Raw genomic sequence first — 16,648 nt, forward strand, 5'->3', positions numbered from 1 at the left:
GGTTGGCTTTTGCCACAGCGTAAAACCATCCTATAATGATAGAGCTTACTCAAATGCTATTGATACTCTGGATGATTAAAGAGTACGAACAAAATATCTCACGCTTACACGGTGGAGTATTTTAGAAAAGGGATGTAAAAGATGAGATTAAGAAAAAAACGTGTGAAACCTATGCAAATCAATGACATTACTATCATTGACGACACCAAACTGAAAAAAGCCATTACCGCCGCAGCACTGGGCAATGCGATGGAATGGTTTGATTTCGGTGTGTATGGATTTGTGGCCTTTGCTTTAGGGCAGGTGTTTTTCCCGGGTGCAGACCCGGGTATTCAAATGATTGCCGCCCTGGCAACCTTTTCCGTACCGTTCCTTGTCAGGCCTCTGGGCGGCCTGTTCTTCGGTGCGCTTGGCGACAAATTTGGTCGCCAGAAAGTCCTTTCCGTCACCATCATCATCATGTCCGTCAGCACCTTCTGTATCGGGCTGATACCCGGTTATAACTCCATCGGTATCTGGGCGCCCATTTTGCTGTTACTGGCAAAATTAGCGCAGGGTTTCTCGGTGGGTGGCGAATATACCGGTGCAGCGATTTTCGTTGCGGAATATTCTCCTGACAGGAAACGCGGCTTCCTCGGTAGCTGGCTGGATTTCGGTTCCATCGCCGGTTTTATTCTCGGTGCGGGCGTCGTGGTATTGATTTCCAGCATTGTGGGTGAGGCGAACTTCCTCGAATGGGGCTGGCGTATTCCGTTCTTCATCGCTGCGCCGCTGGGCCTGATCGGTATTTATCTGCGTCATGCGCTGGAAGAAACCCCGACATTCCAGCAGCACGTGGATAAAATCGACAGTGATGCACGCAAAGACATCGCTGAACCGCCAAGAGTCTCGTTCCGTGAAATCCTGACCAAGCAATGGCGGCCTCTGATTATCTGTGTCGGCATGGTGATTGCCACAAACGTCACCTACTACATGCTGCTGACCTACATGCCGAGCTATCTGTCCCACAGCCTGCATTACTCTGAAGATCACGGTGTGCTGATCATCATCGCCATCATGGTCGGTATGCTGTTTGTACAGCCATTCATGGGGATGCTGAGCGACCGCTTTGGCCGTAAGCCTTTCGTGATCATCGGCAGCATCGGCCTGTTCATTCTGGCTATCCCGTGCTTCATTCTGATTAACAGTGATGTGATAGGCCTGATTTTCTTAGGTCTGCTGATCCTCGCGGTGCTACTGAACTGCTTCATCGGTGTGATGGCGTCAACGTTACCGGCAATGTTCCCGACGCATATCCGTTACAGCGCGCTGGCGATTGCTTTCAACATTTCAGTACTGATTGCGGGTCTGACGCCCACGATCGCGGCGTGGCTGGTAGAAACAACCAATAACCTGTACATGCCCGCGTATTACCTGATGGTGGTGGCGATGATTGGTCTGGTGACCGGTATCTTTATGAAAGAAACCGCCAACCGTCCGCTGAAAGGCGCCACACCGGCGGCCTCAGACCGTGCGGAAGCGCGTGAAATCCTCCAGGAACATCACGATAACATCGAACAGAAAATTGAAGATATTGATGCGCAGATTGTTGAACTTGAAGCAAAAAGAAAAAATCTGATTGCTCAGCATCCTGATATCAACTGATTCCGTTTTCCAACATGCCCATAGCCGGTCACTTTGCTGACCGGCTTTTTTTTGCCTTTTACCGCATTTTTTTCGTTCCTGCTCCATACTTCATTTCCTGGTCATCTGAATGGAAAGTCTGTATGCAGAATCCTACGTTGTTTCAGTTCTTTCACTGGTATTACCCGGATGGGGGGAAGCTCTGGCCGGAGGTGGCCGAAAAAGCGGCCTGGCTGGCTGAGATTGGCATTACCGCTGCCTGGCTCCCGCCCGCCTATAAAGGCGAATCCGGGGGATATTCGGTTGGCTATGACACTTATGATTTGTTTGATCTGGGCGAGTTTGAACAGAAAGGCTCCCGAGCCACCAAATATGGAGACAAAGAGGGATTACTTGCGGCCATCGGCGCACTGAAACAGCATAAGCTGGGCGTCATTCTTGACGTGGTGCTCAATCATAAAATGGGGGCGGATGAGAAAGAACGCGTGCAGGTTAACCGCGTTAACATTGATAACCGTGAAGAAATCAGTGATGACATCATTGAAGCGGAAGCGTGGACACGTTTCATTTTTGCCGCCCGTGAGGGCCGGTATTCGAAATTTATCTGGGATTTTCACTGCTTCAGCGGTGTCGACCATATTGAAAACCCGGATGAACAGGGCATTTTCAAAATCGTTAACGACTACACCGGCGGCGGCTGGAACGATCAGGTCGACGACGAGTTTGGCAATTACGATTATCTGATGGGAGCCAACGTCGATTTTCGCAATAACGCGGTCAGCGAGGAACTCAAATACTGGGGCCGCTGGATCATGGAACAAACGAACTGTACCGGTTTCCGTCTTGATGCAGTGAAACATATTCCGGCCTGGTTCTATAAAGAATGGATTGACCATATTCAGGCGGAAGCCGAACAGCCGATGTATCTGGTCGCGGAATACTGGTCATTCGATGTCCAGACGCTGCAAAATTACATCCATCAGGTGGAGGGCAAAACCATGCTGTTCGATGCGCCGTTGCAGCTGAATTTCCACCATGCTTCGAAGCAGGGAGCGGATTTTGACCTGACCACCATTTTTGATAACACCCTGGTTGCCGCCGATGCGGAGCATGCCGTGACCCTGGTGGCCAATCACGACACGCAGCCGTTACAGTCTCTTGAAGCACCGGTTGAGCCGTGGTTCAAACCGCTGGCCTACGCGTTAATCCTGTTGCGGGAACAGGGCGTGCCGATCGTATTTTATCCGGATTTATTCGGCGCAAGTTACGAGGATGAAGGGGACGACGGTAACAATTACACGATTGAACTGCCTGCGATTGTGCCACTGGAAGCGCTGATCAGAGCCCGTCAGCGCTACGCATGGGGGGCACAAACCGATTATTTCGATCACCCGAACTGCATTGCGTTTTCACGCAGCGGCACCGCAGAACACCCGGGCTGCGTGGTGGTGATGTCCAACGGCGAAGCAGGTGAGAAAACGATTGATCTGGGCGACAACTTCGCCGGTAAAAAATGGCGGGACGTGCTGGAAAACCGCCAGGATATCATTACAACCGACGAGCAAGGCAGCGCGCAATTTTACTGCGCTGCCGGAAGCGTCAGTGTCTGGACTCTGGCAGAGTAAAACAACAGCGGGTGGATTAACCACCCGCAACCTTAACGGAAGCCGAAAGCAATCAGCAGGGAATACCCCCCCAGTAATGCGATAAACGCTACAGCTCTGACGATTCCGGCACTTTTTCCCATCAACTGCCGCGGCAGCATCGCCAATATGATAATCGCGTTTAACGGCACGCCGTACCATTTCCTGTGTTTTGGTGCCATCATCCAGAGCACGCAAAAACTGCTGGCACTGAGTACACCATAATTGGTGAATGCCATAACCATATTTCCTGCGTCAGGCTTAAACATCGTGAAGAAGCCCAGCATTATTTTCACCATAATCGCGGTCGAGAGCACCGACAACACACATTCTGTCGCGCACAACATACGCGGGCGGTAACGCAACTTTCGCTCCAGGTAACGGTAACCGTGAATATACAACCCGATAATCGCGATGAGTAAGATACGCGAGCGCCACGGCTCTGGATGCTCACGCGTCGCCAGCATGATCAGCAAAAGCCAGAAGCCGTTCAGGAAAACAGTTCCCCAACTTAGCGCTACCCGGGTTTCAGACAGGGTTTTCAGCAGCACAGAATTTAAATAGGGTAATAACGCAGGATGATACATTCTGATCTCTCTGAGTTTATTGCTCAGTGATGTCATAAAATCGGGCACCAGCTTTGCCCACCAGGGCACGCTTGCACCTTCAACCGTGAGTAACCGCAAGCGCAACCGATTCAGTGTTGAATCCTGATATGCACGTACCATCACCGACCAGTAACGTTTCGCACCAGTCATCTCAACCTGACGTTGCAGGGCCGCCAGCCTGTAAGGTGAGATGCCACCGGGCTGATAATGGTCGACATCCCAGCCCATAATGTCGGAGACCTTGATCAGAAGTGCGGAATATAACCCTTCACGATCACTTAATTGCGCTGCCAGTTCCTGACTGAACAATTCGTGCAGTTCAAGGTTTTGCAGCACATTGCTCTTGAGAAAAACATCCAGACGCTTAAGGCCGGCAGTTTCATCGTCCATCATTTCATCAGTAATTTCAGTTGCCTGTGAAATGATTTTTCGCCGTAGCGCAGTATCACGATAGGTTTCCTGCCTGATCTCATTGACGGGGTTAAACGGAGCAGGTTTTTGCAAAAAGGTCTGTGGGACAACCTCAGCAGGTGGCTCATGTATTGTGACAACGTCACTGATTGTCGCGTCATTCCCCTGATTTTTCGCCGCATCAAAGGCTTCACGCAAACGTTGATACCCTTCCGGGTCCTGGTCCGGACGGGTATTTTTCAGCTGTCGGGCATAAGCCCGTTTAATCACGCTGAGATCCTGAGTGGGCTCAATGCCTAAAACTGACCAAATTCCCTGGCTGCTCATTCCATCGCCCACGTCATTAATCCTGAATTCAAAAGAAACATCAGTCTTCACCCCATCGTGTACCGGAATCATCCCGGCAACAACTTCCGGCAGTATTTTCAATTTGCTGATGCAACGCATCAAGCTGACAAAGCGAAATCCCGACGGGCTGATAATGGTCAATTTCCCATCCCATCAGCGCGGCAACGTTCACCAGCACCGGGCGGGTCAGTCCTTCACGCTCCGCCAGATCCCACGCCAGCTGCTGACTGAACATTTCGCGCAACTGAAGATTTTGCAGCAATTCTTCTGACAGACAAACTTTCAGCAACGCCACGCCAGCCTGTTCATTTTCCAGCAGCAGGCTGACGGTATCGGATACCAGATGGTGGACCTGCGTCCGGCTGATTAATGCGTCATCAGTCATCGGCAAAAGGGGAGATGAATAAGTGACAGCGTCACTGGCATTCCACACATAATCGCCGCGCCGGGCTGATTCAAACGCTTCCCGCAGACGCTGATACGCTTCGGGATCCTGATCGGGTCGCGTGTTTTTGAGCTGCCGCGCATAGGCCCGCTTGATCGCGCTGATGTCCTGCGTGGCTTCTATCCCCAAAACTGACCAGATCGCCATCGGGCTATTCCCACTCACTGCGCAGATGCACCAGCAGCGCCTCAAATTCCTTACGCGCTGCCGCAATCTGCCGGGCATCCTGCGTGTCGAGCACATGTTCAAAGCGATACAGCTGAGCAGCGATAAACTGCCGCTGGTCGCCAAGGCTTTGTTCATAATACGCGTTGGCTTCTGCTACCAGCTGGCGGTTTACCAGTTGCTCACGGGGATGCTGTTTGATGTTTTCCAGTTTCAGCAGACTTGCGGTAATTTGCGCAGGTGTCAGGCTGCCCGGCGCTTTCTCAATCACCAGTTTTTCCACCTGTCCGGTGCTGGTGATTTTACATTCCACTTCCAGAATGCCGTCGAGCGTGTAAGTGAAACGCACCTCGGCGCTCATTTCACCTGCCGGGCGCGGAGGCACATCAACGGCCAGCGATCCGAGCAGTATATTGTCGGCGACCCGCCGTGCTTCACCCTGATAAATGGACAGATTCAGGTACTTTTGCTGATCGGAGATCGTGACAATCGTTTCCACGCGACTCACCGGTACAAAGCTGTTTCGCTCAATCAGCGGCAGAAAATGACCGTCTTCGTAGCCGTCGCCTTTAGGGCGGGAAATTCCGATGCCGAGCGTAAACGGCATCACATCGGTCAGCACGATGTCATCGAGCGCCTGATCCTGCAAGACCAGTCCGGCCTGAATACCGGCACCGAGCGCCACGGCTTCGTCCGGTTGTAACTCACTGCGTGGGAAGCGCCCGAACAGACGGGCCACCGCCTGACGCACCAGTGGCATTCGCGTTGCACCGCCCACCAGCACCACATGATCCACTTCATCGGCGGAGAACCTGGCATCGCGCAGCGCCTGAATCACCGGTTTTTTCATCCGCTCCAGCGTACTTTCACAGCATTGCGCCAGAATTTCAGTGGTCAGCGTCCAGTTCAGCGATCTGTCATTCCACTGGTATCTGAGTGGCGTGCTGTCTTGCGTGGTCAGCTGGCATTTCGCTTTTTCCGCCAGCGTAATCAACTGACCGAAAAGGGCGTTATCGTCTTTATCCAGCTCCGGATACTGCGCCAGCATCCAGCCTGCAAGACTGCGGGTAAAATCATCGCCCCCGAGGAACACGTCGCCGCTGCTGGCCCGCACTTCAATCACGCCTTCGAACATATCGATAATTGAAACGTCAAACGTGCCGCCCCCCAGATCGAACACCAGGAATTTCTGCTCCTGCTGATTCACCAGCCCGTAGGCCAGTGCCGCCGCCGTCGGTTCATTGAGCAGACGTTCAACATGCAGTCCCGCCAGTTCACCGGCAGCCTTCACGGCCTTGCGCTGAATATCATTAAAATAAGCAGGAACGGTGATAATGGCGCGCTTCACCTCACAGCCACAATGTTGCTCAACATCCGCTTTCAGACTGCGCAGCAGAAGGGCGGAGAGCTCTTCCGCGCGAAAGTTTTGATGTCCAAGCCGGAACTGATGCTCCGTGCCCATGAAACGTTTAAAACTGGAAAGGGTGAGGTCAGGGTGGGTAAATAACCGCGCCTGTGCAGGCGCCCCGACCAGGACATGACCGTTATCATCGAGACCGATCACTGAGGGTGTCAGATTTTTTCCATAGACGTTAGGAACCAGAACGGACTGACCGTCTTGCCAGATGGCAACTGCGCAGTTTGAAGTGCCTAAATCTATTCCTATCAACATCCGTATCACCCCAGAAGCGTAAACTGTATATAACCGAAAGAACTTTCATCGGCCAAATTTACAGAAAGTTGAGGAGATTTTGTAGATTGCCGGATTTAATTCCTGACGAAAAACCGACATTTACCGGCACTGAGGAACAGTGGACCTCAATTTTTTTCTTAACCACTAGACGACTGGTCTAATTCAATGTATTGTCAGCCCATGAACACGACAAAAGCATCTGACACAGGCAAAATTGACCAGCGTAAACACATTCTTGCTGTGGGGCAGTCCCTCATGGCGAAGAAAGGTTTCTCGGCAGTCGGCCTGAATGAAATTCTGACCACCGCGTCCGTACCGAAGGGGTCGTTTTATTACTACTTCACGTCGAAAGATGCATTTGGTGAGGAACTGCTGAAAAGCTATTTTCAGGATTACCTGTCTGCGATGGATGTTACCCTGGCCCAGCCGGGGCTGACGATGGCGCAGCGTCTGATGAATTACTGGCAGCAATGGCAGGAGAGTCAGTCATTTTACGACTGCCAGGGTAAATGCCTCGCCGTGAAACTGGGTGCCGAAGTAGCCGATCTTTCTGAACCGATGCGTCAGGCGCTGAATGACGGCACTTCCGGCATTATCAGCCGCATTGCCCGGGCGATTGAAACGGGAATTAAAGAAGGATCGATGGCCGTCAATGATGCACCGCTGATTGCCGCACAAGGGCTGTATCAGTTGTGGCTCGGGTCAAGTGTGATGGTGAAAATTTTACGTAATACGCAACCTTTTGACGCCGCCATGACGATGACACAACAGATTATCCATCAGCCGCAGTAAGCTGATGCGTAACAAATGACACCTCACGTTGAGGTGTTTTTTTGAAAGTGATTACAAGACGACTGGTCTACTATACAAACATTTCAACAGCATCAACAACCTGGATAAACAACATGAAAATTCTGATGGTTCTGACTTCGCACGACAAACTGGGCAACACGGGCCGTAAAACGGGTTTCTGGCTGGAAGAGCTGGCAGCACCGTATTACGCTTTTAAAGATGCAGGCGCAGAAATTGTGCTGGCGTCCCCGGCTGGCGGCCAGCCACCGCTGGATCCGAAAAGTAACGAACCGGATTTCCAGACGCAGCAAACCCACCGCTTTGAAGCCGATGAACAGGCGAAGGCACAACTGGCCTCCACCGTGCGTCTGGACAGCATTTCTCAGGCTGATTTTGATGCAGTCTTTTATCCGGGCGGTCATGGCCCGTTGTGGGATCTGGCGGAAGATACAACCTCCATTGAGCTGATCCAGTCATTCCAGGCTGCGGGTAAACACGTTGCGCTGGTGTGTCATGCGCCTGGCGTGCTGCGTCATGTGAAAGATGCACAAGGTAATCCGCTGGTACAGGGCAAAAAAGTCACCGGTTTCACCAACAGCGAAGAAGCAGCGGTTGAGCTGACCGACGTAGTGCCTTTCCTGGTGGAAGATGAACTGAAAGCACTGGGTGGTGTGTATTCGAAAGGCGCTGACTGGGGTTCTTACGTAGTGCAGGATGGTCTGCTGATCACCGGGCAGAATCCGGGTTCTTCCGCAGAAGCGGCAGAATTGTTAGTTCAGCAACTGAGCAAATAATCGAAACAAGTAAACATGGCCGGAAGGGCAATCTTCCGGCCTTTTTTATTGTGCAAAATCAGGATCAGGCAATCGTCACTTTCGTATCCAGGTACACATCCTGAACGGCATTAATCAAGCCCACGCCTTCTTTCATTGATTTCTTGAAGGCTTTACGCCCCAGAATCAGTCCCATCCCGCCAGCGCGTTTATTGATGACCGCTGTACGCACGGATTCCTGAATATCATTTTCACCTGCGGCACCGCCGGAATTAATCAATCCGGCCCGCCCCATGTAACAGTTCGCCAGCTGATAACGCACCAGATCAATCGGGTGATCGGTCGTCAGTTTGGAATAGACGCGTTCATCGGTATAACCGAATTTAACCGCTTTGTAGCCACCATTATTTTCTGCCATTTTCTGTTTCACAATGTCTGCGCCGATGGTCGCTGCAAGGTGGTTTGCCTGGCCGGTTAAGTCGGCGCTGGAATGGTAATCTTTGCCGTCTTTCACAAACGCCGGATTACGCAAATATGCCCACAACACGGTCACCATGCCCAGTTCATGCGCCCGCTCGAAAGCGGCTGAAATTTCTTCTATCTGGCGACGTGACTCTTCTGAGCCAAAATAAATGGTCGCGCCCACAGCCTGCGCACCGAGATTAAACGCCTGTTCCACACTGGCATACAGTGTCTGGTCATATTGTGTCGGATAACTCAGGGTTTCGTTGTGATTGAGTTTGACCAGGAACGGAATTTTATGGGCGTAGCGGCGTGAAACGGAAGCCAGTACGCCGTAAGTTGACGCTACGCAGTTACAGCCTGCCTCGATCGCCAGTTCAACAATATTTTTAGGATCGAAATACAACGGGTTCGCGGCAAACGAGGCGCCCGCAGAGTGTTCAACACCCTGATCGACCGGCAGAATCGACAGATAACCGGTACCGGCTAACCGTCCGGTGTTATACAAATTTTGCATCGCAGCCAGTACGCGCGGCGAACGGTTATTGTCGATCATCACACGGTCAACAAAATCGGCTCCCGGCAGGTATAGCTGGTCTGAGGTGATGGTGGAACATTGATGCTGAAGAAGTGAATCGGCTTCTTTGCCTAACAACTTAGTGATATCAGTCATAATGGACTCCGTTTCTGCTCTGTGCGGGGCACAAAGCGGTGAATGATATTTTCTTACCCCACTAGGTATAGACGGATTACGCCGGGTTTGTGTGACTCATGCTGCGGTTATGTCTCTGTTTGACGTCAGCCACGCGCAGACACTCACTGTAAAAAAAAACCGGAACAGCATTGTGCGGTTCCGGTTTTTGATATTAGTTGTTGGCTTTCAGTGTATTGAGTAATCGCTCCAGACTTTCCCGCCGCTGCGCAGGGATTTCCCCGCCCGCCGCGTAACCGGCGTTGCGCATGATGCTTTCCTGCAAACCGACCAGCCAGTCGTAAATGTAAAACGCCGTGGAATTGGTCGGCGTGGCAGAAAGTTTTGTCAGGCGGCGGGATGACTTCCAGCTTGCAACGCTTTTCTTCGGCTTGGCAAAAATCTTATTGCCCTTATTGATACGGCTTTCCGGGCGTCCGGCTTCTGCTTGCTTCTCAAAGCCCAGCCAGGCAACAAAATCACCGAGCACCGTCAGGGCACGTGAAACCTGACGATCCGCATGATGCTCATGTTCACGCGTCCCCGCAGATAACGTACCACTGAGTGAACGTACCAGCGCATCGCCCATGTTCAGACGGAAACTGGCGGTGATCAACTCTTCCATCAGCAACTCGACTGTTGGCTTAGCCACGCCAAGCAGGGCGATCAGCGGTTCGTTTTCCGGCAGGCTGCGCAGATGGTTAATCCAGTAACGCTGTACCTGGCGCGCAAACGCCGTGCCGTCGTCCGGTTTTTCCTGCCAGACCTGCACGTCCTGCTGCTCAGCGAATAAATCGATATCAATACCAATACCAAAACTTTCCACGCCAGATTCATCCTGCTCGCCCGTTTCGGCCTGCTTACCGGCATGTTCGTGATAAATACGGTGCAGTTCGTCGCGGCCGGGCAGCAGTTTTTCCAGCAGCTCGCCGTGAACACCCGTGCGGGTTTGCAGCGCTTTAATGACGGTCTGCACCGTACGTTGCTTTTGTGCCGGATCGGCTTTGTCGCCCGCCTGATACCAGCGTCCGAGCAGGTTATCCGCCAGTTCACGACGCAGCTCGTCACGTATTTCGCTCAGACGGTTCAGCCTGATTTCCGGACGAATTTCAGCCGCCAGATAATCTGCCATACGTTGCAGACCGCGATCATCCATCGCCAGCAGCGCGCCCCAGGCATCACCCGGATTGCCCACATGACGCTGAACGGCCTCGTCGAAATGTGCCGATCCGCTCATGCGGCGATCGAACGGCGTGAATACCCACACCAGTCCCGGTTTGCGGCGGTCACGCACCTGCGTGTTTTCGCCGTGCATTTCTTTGACCCAGTATTCCAGCGTGCGGCCCACGGCAACCACGTCATCACGCACGTCAGCCGCCGTGCAAACCATCAGCATGTTCATTTCATGCCGGTCGGTATAGCGCTCCGGCAGATAAGAAATTTTTGCGCGGAACAGATCGGAATGTTCATCCTCACCGCTTTCATCAGTCAGCGCGCCATAACCCGGCAGATCCAGTAAATCGATCTGTTCGAACAGGACTTCGCGTGGTGGGGAAAGCAGGGGTATTTGCACTTCAGAGGCAAGCATGGTCAGCTCAGCCAGTGACAACGTCACAGATGGCGCGCTTTCATCTCCCCATTGCGGGCAAACCGGGATCTGAATATCCCAGCCGGGCGACTGACTGAAAATACCGTCTGCCGGTTGCATGGCGTCATCAACCAGAATGCTCAACGGTGCCAGCAGGCTTTCTGCACCGCTGAGGTGTTGCAGCGTGTGGGCATAGTGGCGATACGCTGCAGTCAGCGCAGGGTCGTTGCCCCATAACAGAGAGAACAGACGTGCGCGATCGTCGATGTTCAGATAAGGCGCGAGCTTCACCGCCACTGGCCAGTAATGTGCATTCAGATGACGGAAACGGCGGGGATCGAGGCGAATCATGGAATCCCATAATCCCATAATCTGTTCGCTGGTAAAGCCGTCTACCGGCTCCGGCTGACGGTGCATCATCAGTTTACTGAGGTGCTCGGTGATTTGCTGTGTGTCCGCCACGGGGTAATGACTGTCCGGCTGGAAAGCGCGGATAACGATGCGGGCAAGATCGGCTTCATTGAGCAGCAGCACACGAACCGGAAATGCGCGATCCCTGACGTCTGCCTGACGGGTAAAACGGGTGGCGAAACGCGCCACACGGTTACCGGGGTTAATCTGGGTCAGATAATCGAGCGTGATACCCCCGAGACGAGTCTCCAGTCGCCCGTAGTTACCGGCCGCCAGCGAACAAATCAGGTACGATTTCCCGGCCTGAGAATGCCCGTAAAAACCCAGTGCTGGCGGCAGTTCACAGGCCTGTGCCAGGCGCTGTGCTTTCTCGCGACAGCGTGTTAACTGCAAATTCAGCCGGTCGGCTTCCAGATCAAGACGCGGAGCTTCAGCGCGTGTGGCGTCGACCCAGCCCAGCGCCTCGCCGATGGTGTCAGATACCGCCGCAAACTGACGCTGCAAAACATTGGTGGTCAGACCGGCGTTTGTTTCTGTCGTGCTTGTTGTCATGAGACGAATACGCTCCCACTGTCGATCCAGTAATGGCTCTCGCCCAGTGTATTTAGCCGCAGGCGCAGGTGATGAGGAGGCACTTTGGTGCCGTTATCCAGCACCGCGCTGGCAATATCAAAAAATTCCGGCGTCGGATGATCTTCCCCTTTTTTCACCGCCAGTTTCACCCGCAGCACACTGTCACCCGCCACTTTACGCGCCAGTTCAGGTTCCGCGATGGACAGGGTATACAGCGGCGAGGCTGGCCAGCGGTCATTTTCCAGCTGGCGGAAGCCCAGACAAATGGCACCGCGAATGCGGAAACTGGCCGCACTATCGAGTTTGTAATCATGGGCATCAAGATCGATATCACCGTAACAAACGTTATCTTCAGTCAGCACCTGATTGCCGTCGAGCATACCGAGATAGCGCACGGTCGAATACGGCTGGAAATCACCGGCTTTGAAATAGAAGCCCGGCAGACGTAAATCCAGCGCCAGCAGACACAGCATTGCGCCGACGGCTGCTGTGGATTTCGGGTTGTCGATGCGCCCGAGTTTGTTAAACGGATACCAGCCGCTGGTGTGATAACCATCGAGTGACAGCATACGGTTGATCGGCAGCGGTTGCAGATGGCGGAACAACGCCTGAATGCCGGGGAAACGCGAAGGGCGACCGGTCAGCAGCAACACATCGCAGTCATGCAACGACACCACTTCACACAGCGAACGCAGGTTCTGCGTAATGCTCATTCGGTTGGATAAAAACTCACTGTGCAGTTTGCTGAGTTTCAGTACCAGCGGTACCTGAAGAAGATCAAATACCGCCGAACCGGCAGGCAGAACGCGCTGGATTTCGGTATGCAGATAATCCAGCACTTTCAGCGTCGGTGTCTGTTCCAGCAATTCACCGAATGGCGCATCAATTTCTGCGTGGGTATCCAGCGGATCAAAGCGTTCGTAAACTTCCAGCACTGACCGCGCCAGCGGGATAAAAATTTGCAGCGTACTTTGCTGACGCAAGGTGGCATGCCCGTCCATGCGTCCCTCGCTACCAAACAGGCGCGTCATCAGGCTGTCCGGGTTAGCCAGTCCGGCTTTCTTCAGCGCCGCATGTAACGCAGGCAAAATATAGAGCTGAATGACATCCAGCAGAATATCGTCGCCCGCCACTTTAAAGCCTTCGCGGAACAGTAAACGCGGGGTGATTTTGACATTATTCCCCATCCCGTCATCGAGCCAGTATTGCGTGATGGCCAGATCGGTCGTCCCGCCGCCGATGTCAATCGAGGCGATACGGAGGGTTTTGCCCACCGGTTCATCGCCGGCCAGTTCGCGGTCAGGACGCGCCATGCTGGCAAAAAACTCGCCGGTATGACCGCCAAAATTCACCTGCGTTTCGTTGTAGAGATACACCATTTGGCCGCAGGTTGCTTCGTCCCATTCCATCTGCACATCCGGCACCGGCACGCTGCTTTTGGCTTTGTCGTTCTGGTTTTTAAACGCGTCGTCAGAGGGATGCCAGCCCATGGATTTCCACACCAGCCCGATGGCTTCCTGCATACGGCGGCGGAAAATTTCACGCTCCGGTTTCGGCATCGCCGAGGGCAGGGTCAGAATAATATTGCGTAACTGGCGCGGTGCGGAAGATCGCAGCATACGGGTGCGCTGCGCCGGGCTGTTAATTTGCATCAGCGCCTGCGCCAGCAGTTCCGACAGCATCAGCGTCATCACCGAGCTGCGGCTGTAATGGGCGGAGAACACCGGCAGGCGATCTTCCGCAGGCAGATCAGACAGCGGCTGACCGTCGTCATTGATCAGAAATGTCAGCGGCATGGCTGCAGCGACCGGCTCGGTAATCGCACCGTGACCGCCCTGGCTGAAACGCCAGCCCGGCGTATAACTGTCTTCATCCCATAAATAACGGCGCGGGCTGGAAATCCCGGTCGATCCTTCCGTTCCTTCGCGCAACAGTGCCAGACGACTGGCTTCCCGACCGGCGCGTAAAATTGACGGCCAGATAAAGGCGTCATCACGGCCGCTTTCGACGGAGAAGTTCGGTTTACCAAAGCGAGCCTGGGCGAACTCCACCCGGCTCTCGAACAGTTCGTTATAGAGAAAATGCGGCTGAGAGAGGTCGCGCAGTTGCAGTTCGCAGGTTTGCTTCAGGCCATCGGTTTCGCCTGCATGGTCTTCCACCAGAATGCCGCAGGTGTGCGAGTTACCCACATCCAGAATCAGATCGACGTTAATCGCCGGTTCCTGCAACGTCGCGCCATTAATTTTCAGTTCAGGGATACCAAGCTGGCTGCCGAGCATTTCCAGCAGATTCAGATAATGTGCCTGATATTCGAATTCACGCAGGGCGACTTTAATATTGCGCGCTTCACGTTCCTCGCGGATAGCGGACTGCTCGGTGAACACTTCACGTAACCAGCCGTCCACCCAGGTCTGATCGAGGAAATCGGGCAGTTCTTCGTTATGCCATGCCAGCGCAAAGCTGATGCCGTTTTTGACGTCATCCGGTGTCGGTGCGAGCTGGGTTTGTTCGTCATCGCCTTCCACTACGCGGGTATCAAAGGCAATCACGACGCGGTGCGTGCTGCCATCCGCTTCCGGGGTATCCAGTTCACGGATTTGCACCCGCGCCCAGTTGTCGGGACCGGCCATAAAGGTGCGCGGCGGATTAAAGCGCAGGAACGGCAACGGCAGCCAGATCTGATCGAGCAGTTTCAGCGATTGTTCCAGCGGGAAACTGAATTCAGGACGCACCACTTCCGGCGCACCGCCATCCACTCCCGGTAAAAAGTGACGACCATTTTGCGGGTTATAGTCGAGGCGCAATAACGGGCCGTTGGCGCTCTTGCGCACAAATTTGGCAGGCAGTCCGTCATCCCACACCGGCTTCAGCGCGAAGTCGAGGAACTGGATGCCGCTGTCGCGGATCAGGGTAATCTTTTGTTTAAAATCTGTAAGGGTTGCCAGCATGCTGTTATTTACCTTCACGCTTAATGGTCATTGGGTAAACCGTGTCGCCGGTATAACGCCCCTGACACACGGCAGCGCCAGTCGCGCCCTGAGTACAACTGATTTCCGGCATCTGATAACGGGAGCCGTCGCTGCATTTCGCCCGGTAACGGCTGTTAATCACCAGATTTCCTGATTGCATCAGACCGGCATTTGCCACCGTGCGGCAGGTCACGCCCGCGCCGTAGGTAATTTTTACCGTACCCTGACCCTGTTTAAACTGATAACGCAACACCGGCGGTTTACCGGTAACCGGATCTTTGATATCCACCACCACATTCCAGTTACCGTTGAGAAATTTGGTCGAGCCGATTTTTACCGCATCAGGTGGCATCACTAAGGCATTTTTGCTGACAGGCACAGCCGGTACAGCAGCGACCGGTGTTTTTTCCACTTCCGCGACGGGCTCCGGAGAAGGCACCACCACGGCGGCCGGTGCGACCGGTAACGGTGTCGGTTCCGGCGTCTTCACTTCGGGGGATTTCACTTCTTCAGCCACCAGTGGCGGGGCAATCACCGCCGGTTCCGTTGTCGCAGCAGGTTTCGGCGCTTCGGTCTTCGCGGTTTCAACTTTTGGCGCAGGCGTACGGGAATATAACCAGCTTGCGGCAGAACCGGCGACGACCAGCGCCGCGACCGGCAGTGCCAAGATCAGCGGAGATTTTTTACGGCGCGGGGTCGCAACCGCTTCCGGTGCCGTAATTTCCTGTTCAGCCGCGCGGGCTTCAATGGTTTTAATTACCCGCACAGGTTCCGGCTTTTCAATGACCGGTTCCGGCGCTTTGATTTTTTCTGCTACCAGCGACAGCGCTGGCAGGGGTTCATCGGCGGTCAGCGTATTGCGCAGCGCCGCAAAAGGATCAGGATTACTGACGCTGTCGAGGCTCAGGAAGCCCCAGAAGGTCAGTACAGGCTGCCCTCCGACCAGATACACATGGTTTTGATCCGGAAAACGGAAGGCTTTTTCCAGTAACGAGCCAAAAAACTGAGTGGCGGGTTTCTCAGAAGATTTTGCCGCTTTGCTGATTTGCGACACGGTGTCGAGACAGTTCTCGAGCTGGCGCAAAGCCGATGCGCGCGCGGCATCTGTGGCAGCGGCCCAGGAAACGACTTTACCTTCACGGGGGGAATACCAGTCGAGGCGGTCACCGGCCTCATTAAGCTGCGGGATCGCCAGACAGTCGGCAATCACCGGTTGTTTACGCAGACGTAAGGTTTCGCGTAATTGCAGGGCTGATGCGTAAACCGGTAGCCCGTTTTCGCCCAGTGCAAGGATGTCATTGAGACTGCCACTGCGTAAAAATGATTTTGCCACGCCTGAATAGCCTTTATGTGTTTTGCTCCGCGCCAGCGCGCAGGCAGAAAAGGTTCATGATGCTGCCACTTTAGGCGATTTAAGCGAAATCAAACGGGTGAATAAGCGATAAAAAGGGTG

General features: G+C 53.7%; 11 protein-coding genes. 4 read left to right on the forward strand and 7 right to left on the reverse strand.

Annotated elements, in window-relative coordinates:
- Positions 1 to 141 precede the first annotated feature (141 nt).
- On the forward strand, positions 142 to 1,644 hold the full coding sequence (gene proP, locus HGO41_RS03660) for a glycine betaine/L-proline transporter ProP (RefSeq protein ID WP_013577751.1): 1,503 nt from the start codon (positions 142 to 144) through the stop codon (positions 1,642 to 1,644).
- A 122-nt stretch (positions 1,645 to 1,766) separates the two neighbouring features.
- Positions 1,767 to 3,248: an alpha-amylase gene (amyA, locus tag HGO41_RS03665; protein WP_250980782.1), complete on the forward strand. Its 1,482-nt coding sequence runs from the start codon at positions 1,767 to 1,769 to the stop codon at positions 3,246 to 3,248.
- 32 nt (positions 3,249 to 3,280) lie between these two features.
- On the opposite strand, the gene HGO41_RS03670 is transcribed toward amyA, so the two are convergent.
- From HGO41_RS03670 to HGO41_RS03680, 3 genes are read right to left on the reverse strand one after another with little or no spacing between them, the layout of a single operon-like run.
- The gene (locus HGO41_RS03670; protein ID WP_250980783.1) at positions 3,281 to 4,624 is read right to left on the reverse strand and encodes a hypothetical protein; all 1,344 of its coding nucleotides are present in this window, start codon (positions 4,622 to 4,624) and stop codon (positions 3,281 to 3,283) included.
- A 28-nt stretch (positions 4,625 to 4,652) separates the two neighbouring features.
- Positions 4,653 to 5,225: a J domain-containing protein gene (locus tag HGO41_RS03675; protein ID WP_153375341.1), complete on the reverse strand. Its 573-nt coding sequence runs from the start codon at positions 5,223 to 5,225 to the stop codon at positions 4,653 to 4,655.
- Positions 5,226 to 5,229: 4 nt separating this feature from the next.
- Complete coding sequence (locus HGO41_RS03680; RefSeq protein ID WP_250980784.1) at positions 5,230 to 6,915, reverse strand: Hsp70 family protein; 1,686 nt, start codon at positions 6,913 to 6,915, stop codon at positions 5,230 to 5,232.
- 201 nt (positions 6,916 to 7,116) lie between these two features.
- Between HGO41_RS03680 and HGO41_RS03685 the strand changes: the two genes are divergently transcribed.
- Together HGO41_RS03685 and HGO41_RS03690 are read left to right on the forward strand one after the other, a co-directional pair.
- Positions 7,117 to 7,728, forward strand: a complete 612-nt coding sequence (locus HGO41_RS03685) for a TetR/AcrR family transcriptional regulator (protein ID WP_250980785.1) — start codon at positions 7,117 to 7,119, stop codon at positions 7,726 to 7,728.
- Between the two features lie 113 nt (positions 7,729 to 7,841).
- Positions 7,842 to 8,522, forward strand: coding sequence for a type 1 glutamine amidotransferase domain-containing protein (locus HGO41_RS03690; RefSeq protein ID WP_013577745.1), 681 nt, complete (start codon positions 7,842 to 7,844; stop codon positions 8,520 to 8,522).
- 64 nt (positions 8,523 to 8,586) lie between these two features.
- On the opposite strand, the gene fbaB is transcribed toward HGO41_RS03690, so the two are convergent.
- From fbaB to HGO41_RS03710, 4 genes are all read right to left on the reverse strand, one after another.
- Positions 8,587 to 9,636, reverse strand: a complete 1,050-nt coding sequence (fbaB, locus tag HGO41_RS03695; protein ID WP_013577744.1) for a class I fructose-bisphosphate aldolase — start codon at positions 9,634 to 9,636, stop codon at positions 8,587 to 8,589.
- 193 nt (positions 9,637 to 9,829) lie between these two features.
- Positions 9,830 to 12,205: a virulence factor SrfC family protein gene (locus HGO41_RS03700; RefSeq protein ID WP_223509584.1), complete on the reverse strand. Its 2,376-nt coding sequence runs from the start codon at positions 12,203 to 12,205 to the stop codon at positions 9,830 to 9,832.
- On the reverse strand, positions 12,202 to 15,174 hold the full coding sequence (locus tag HGO41_RS03705) for a virulence factor SrfB (RefSeq protein WP_250980786.1): 2,973 nt from the start codon (positions 15,172 to 15,174) through the stop codon (positions 12,202 to 12,204). Before HGO41_RS03705 ends, HGO41_RS03700 begins: the two co-directional genes overlap by 4 nt.
- 4 nt (positions 15,175 to 15,178) lie before the next feature.
- On the reverse strand, positions 15,179 to 16,528 hold the full coding sequence (locus tag HGO41_RS03710) for an SrfA family protein (RefSeq protein ID WP_241917368.1): 1,350 nt from the start codon (positions 16,526 to 16,528) through the stop codon (positions 15,179 to 15,181).
- Positions 16,529 to 16,648: the final 120 nt, after the last annotated feature.

The sequence above is a fragment of the Rahnella sp. CG8 genome, from assembly GCF_023701875.1.
Taxonomy (GTDB): Bacteria; Pseudomonadota; Gammaproteobacteria; order Enterobacterales; family Enterobacteriaceae; genus Rahnella; species Rahnella aceris.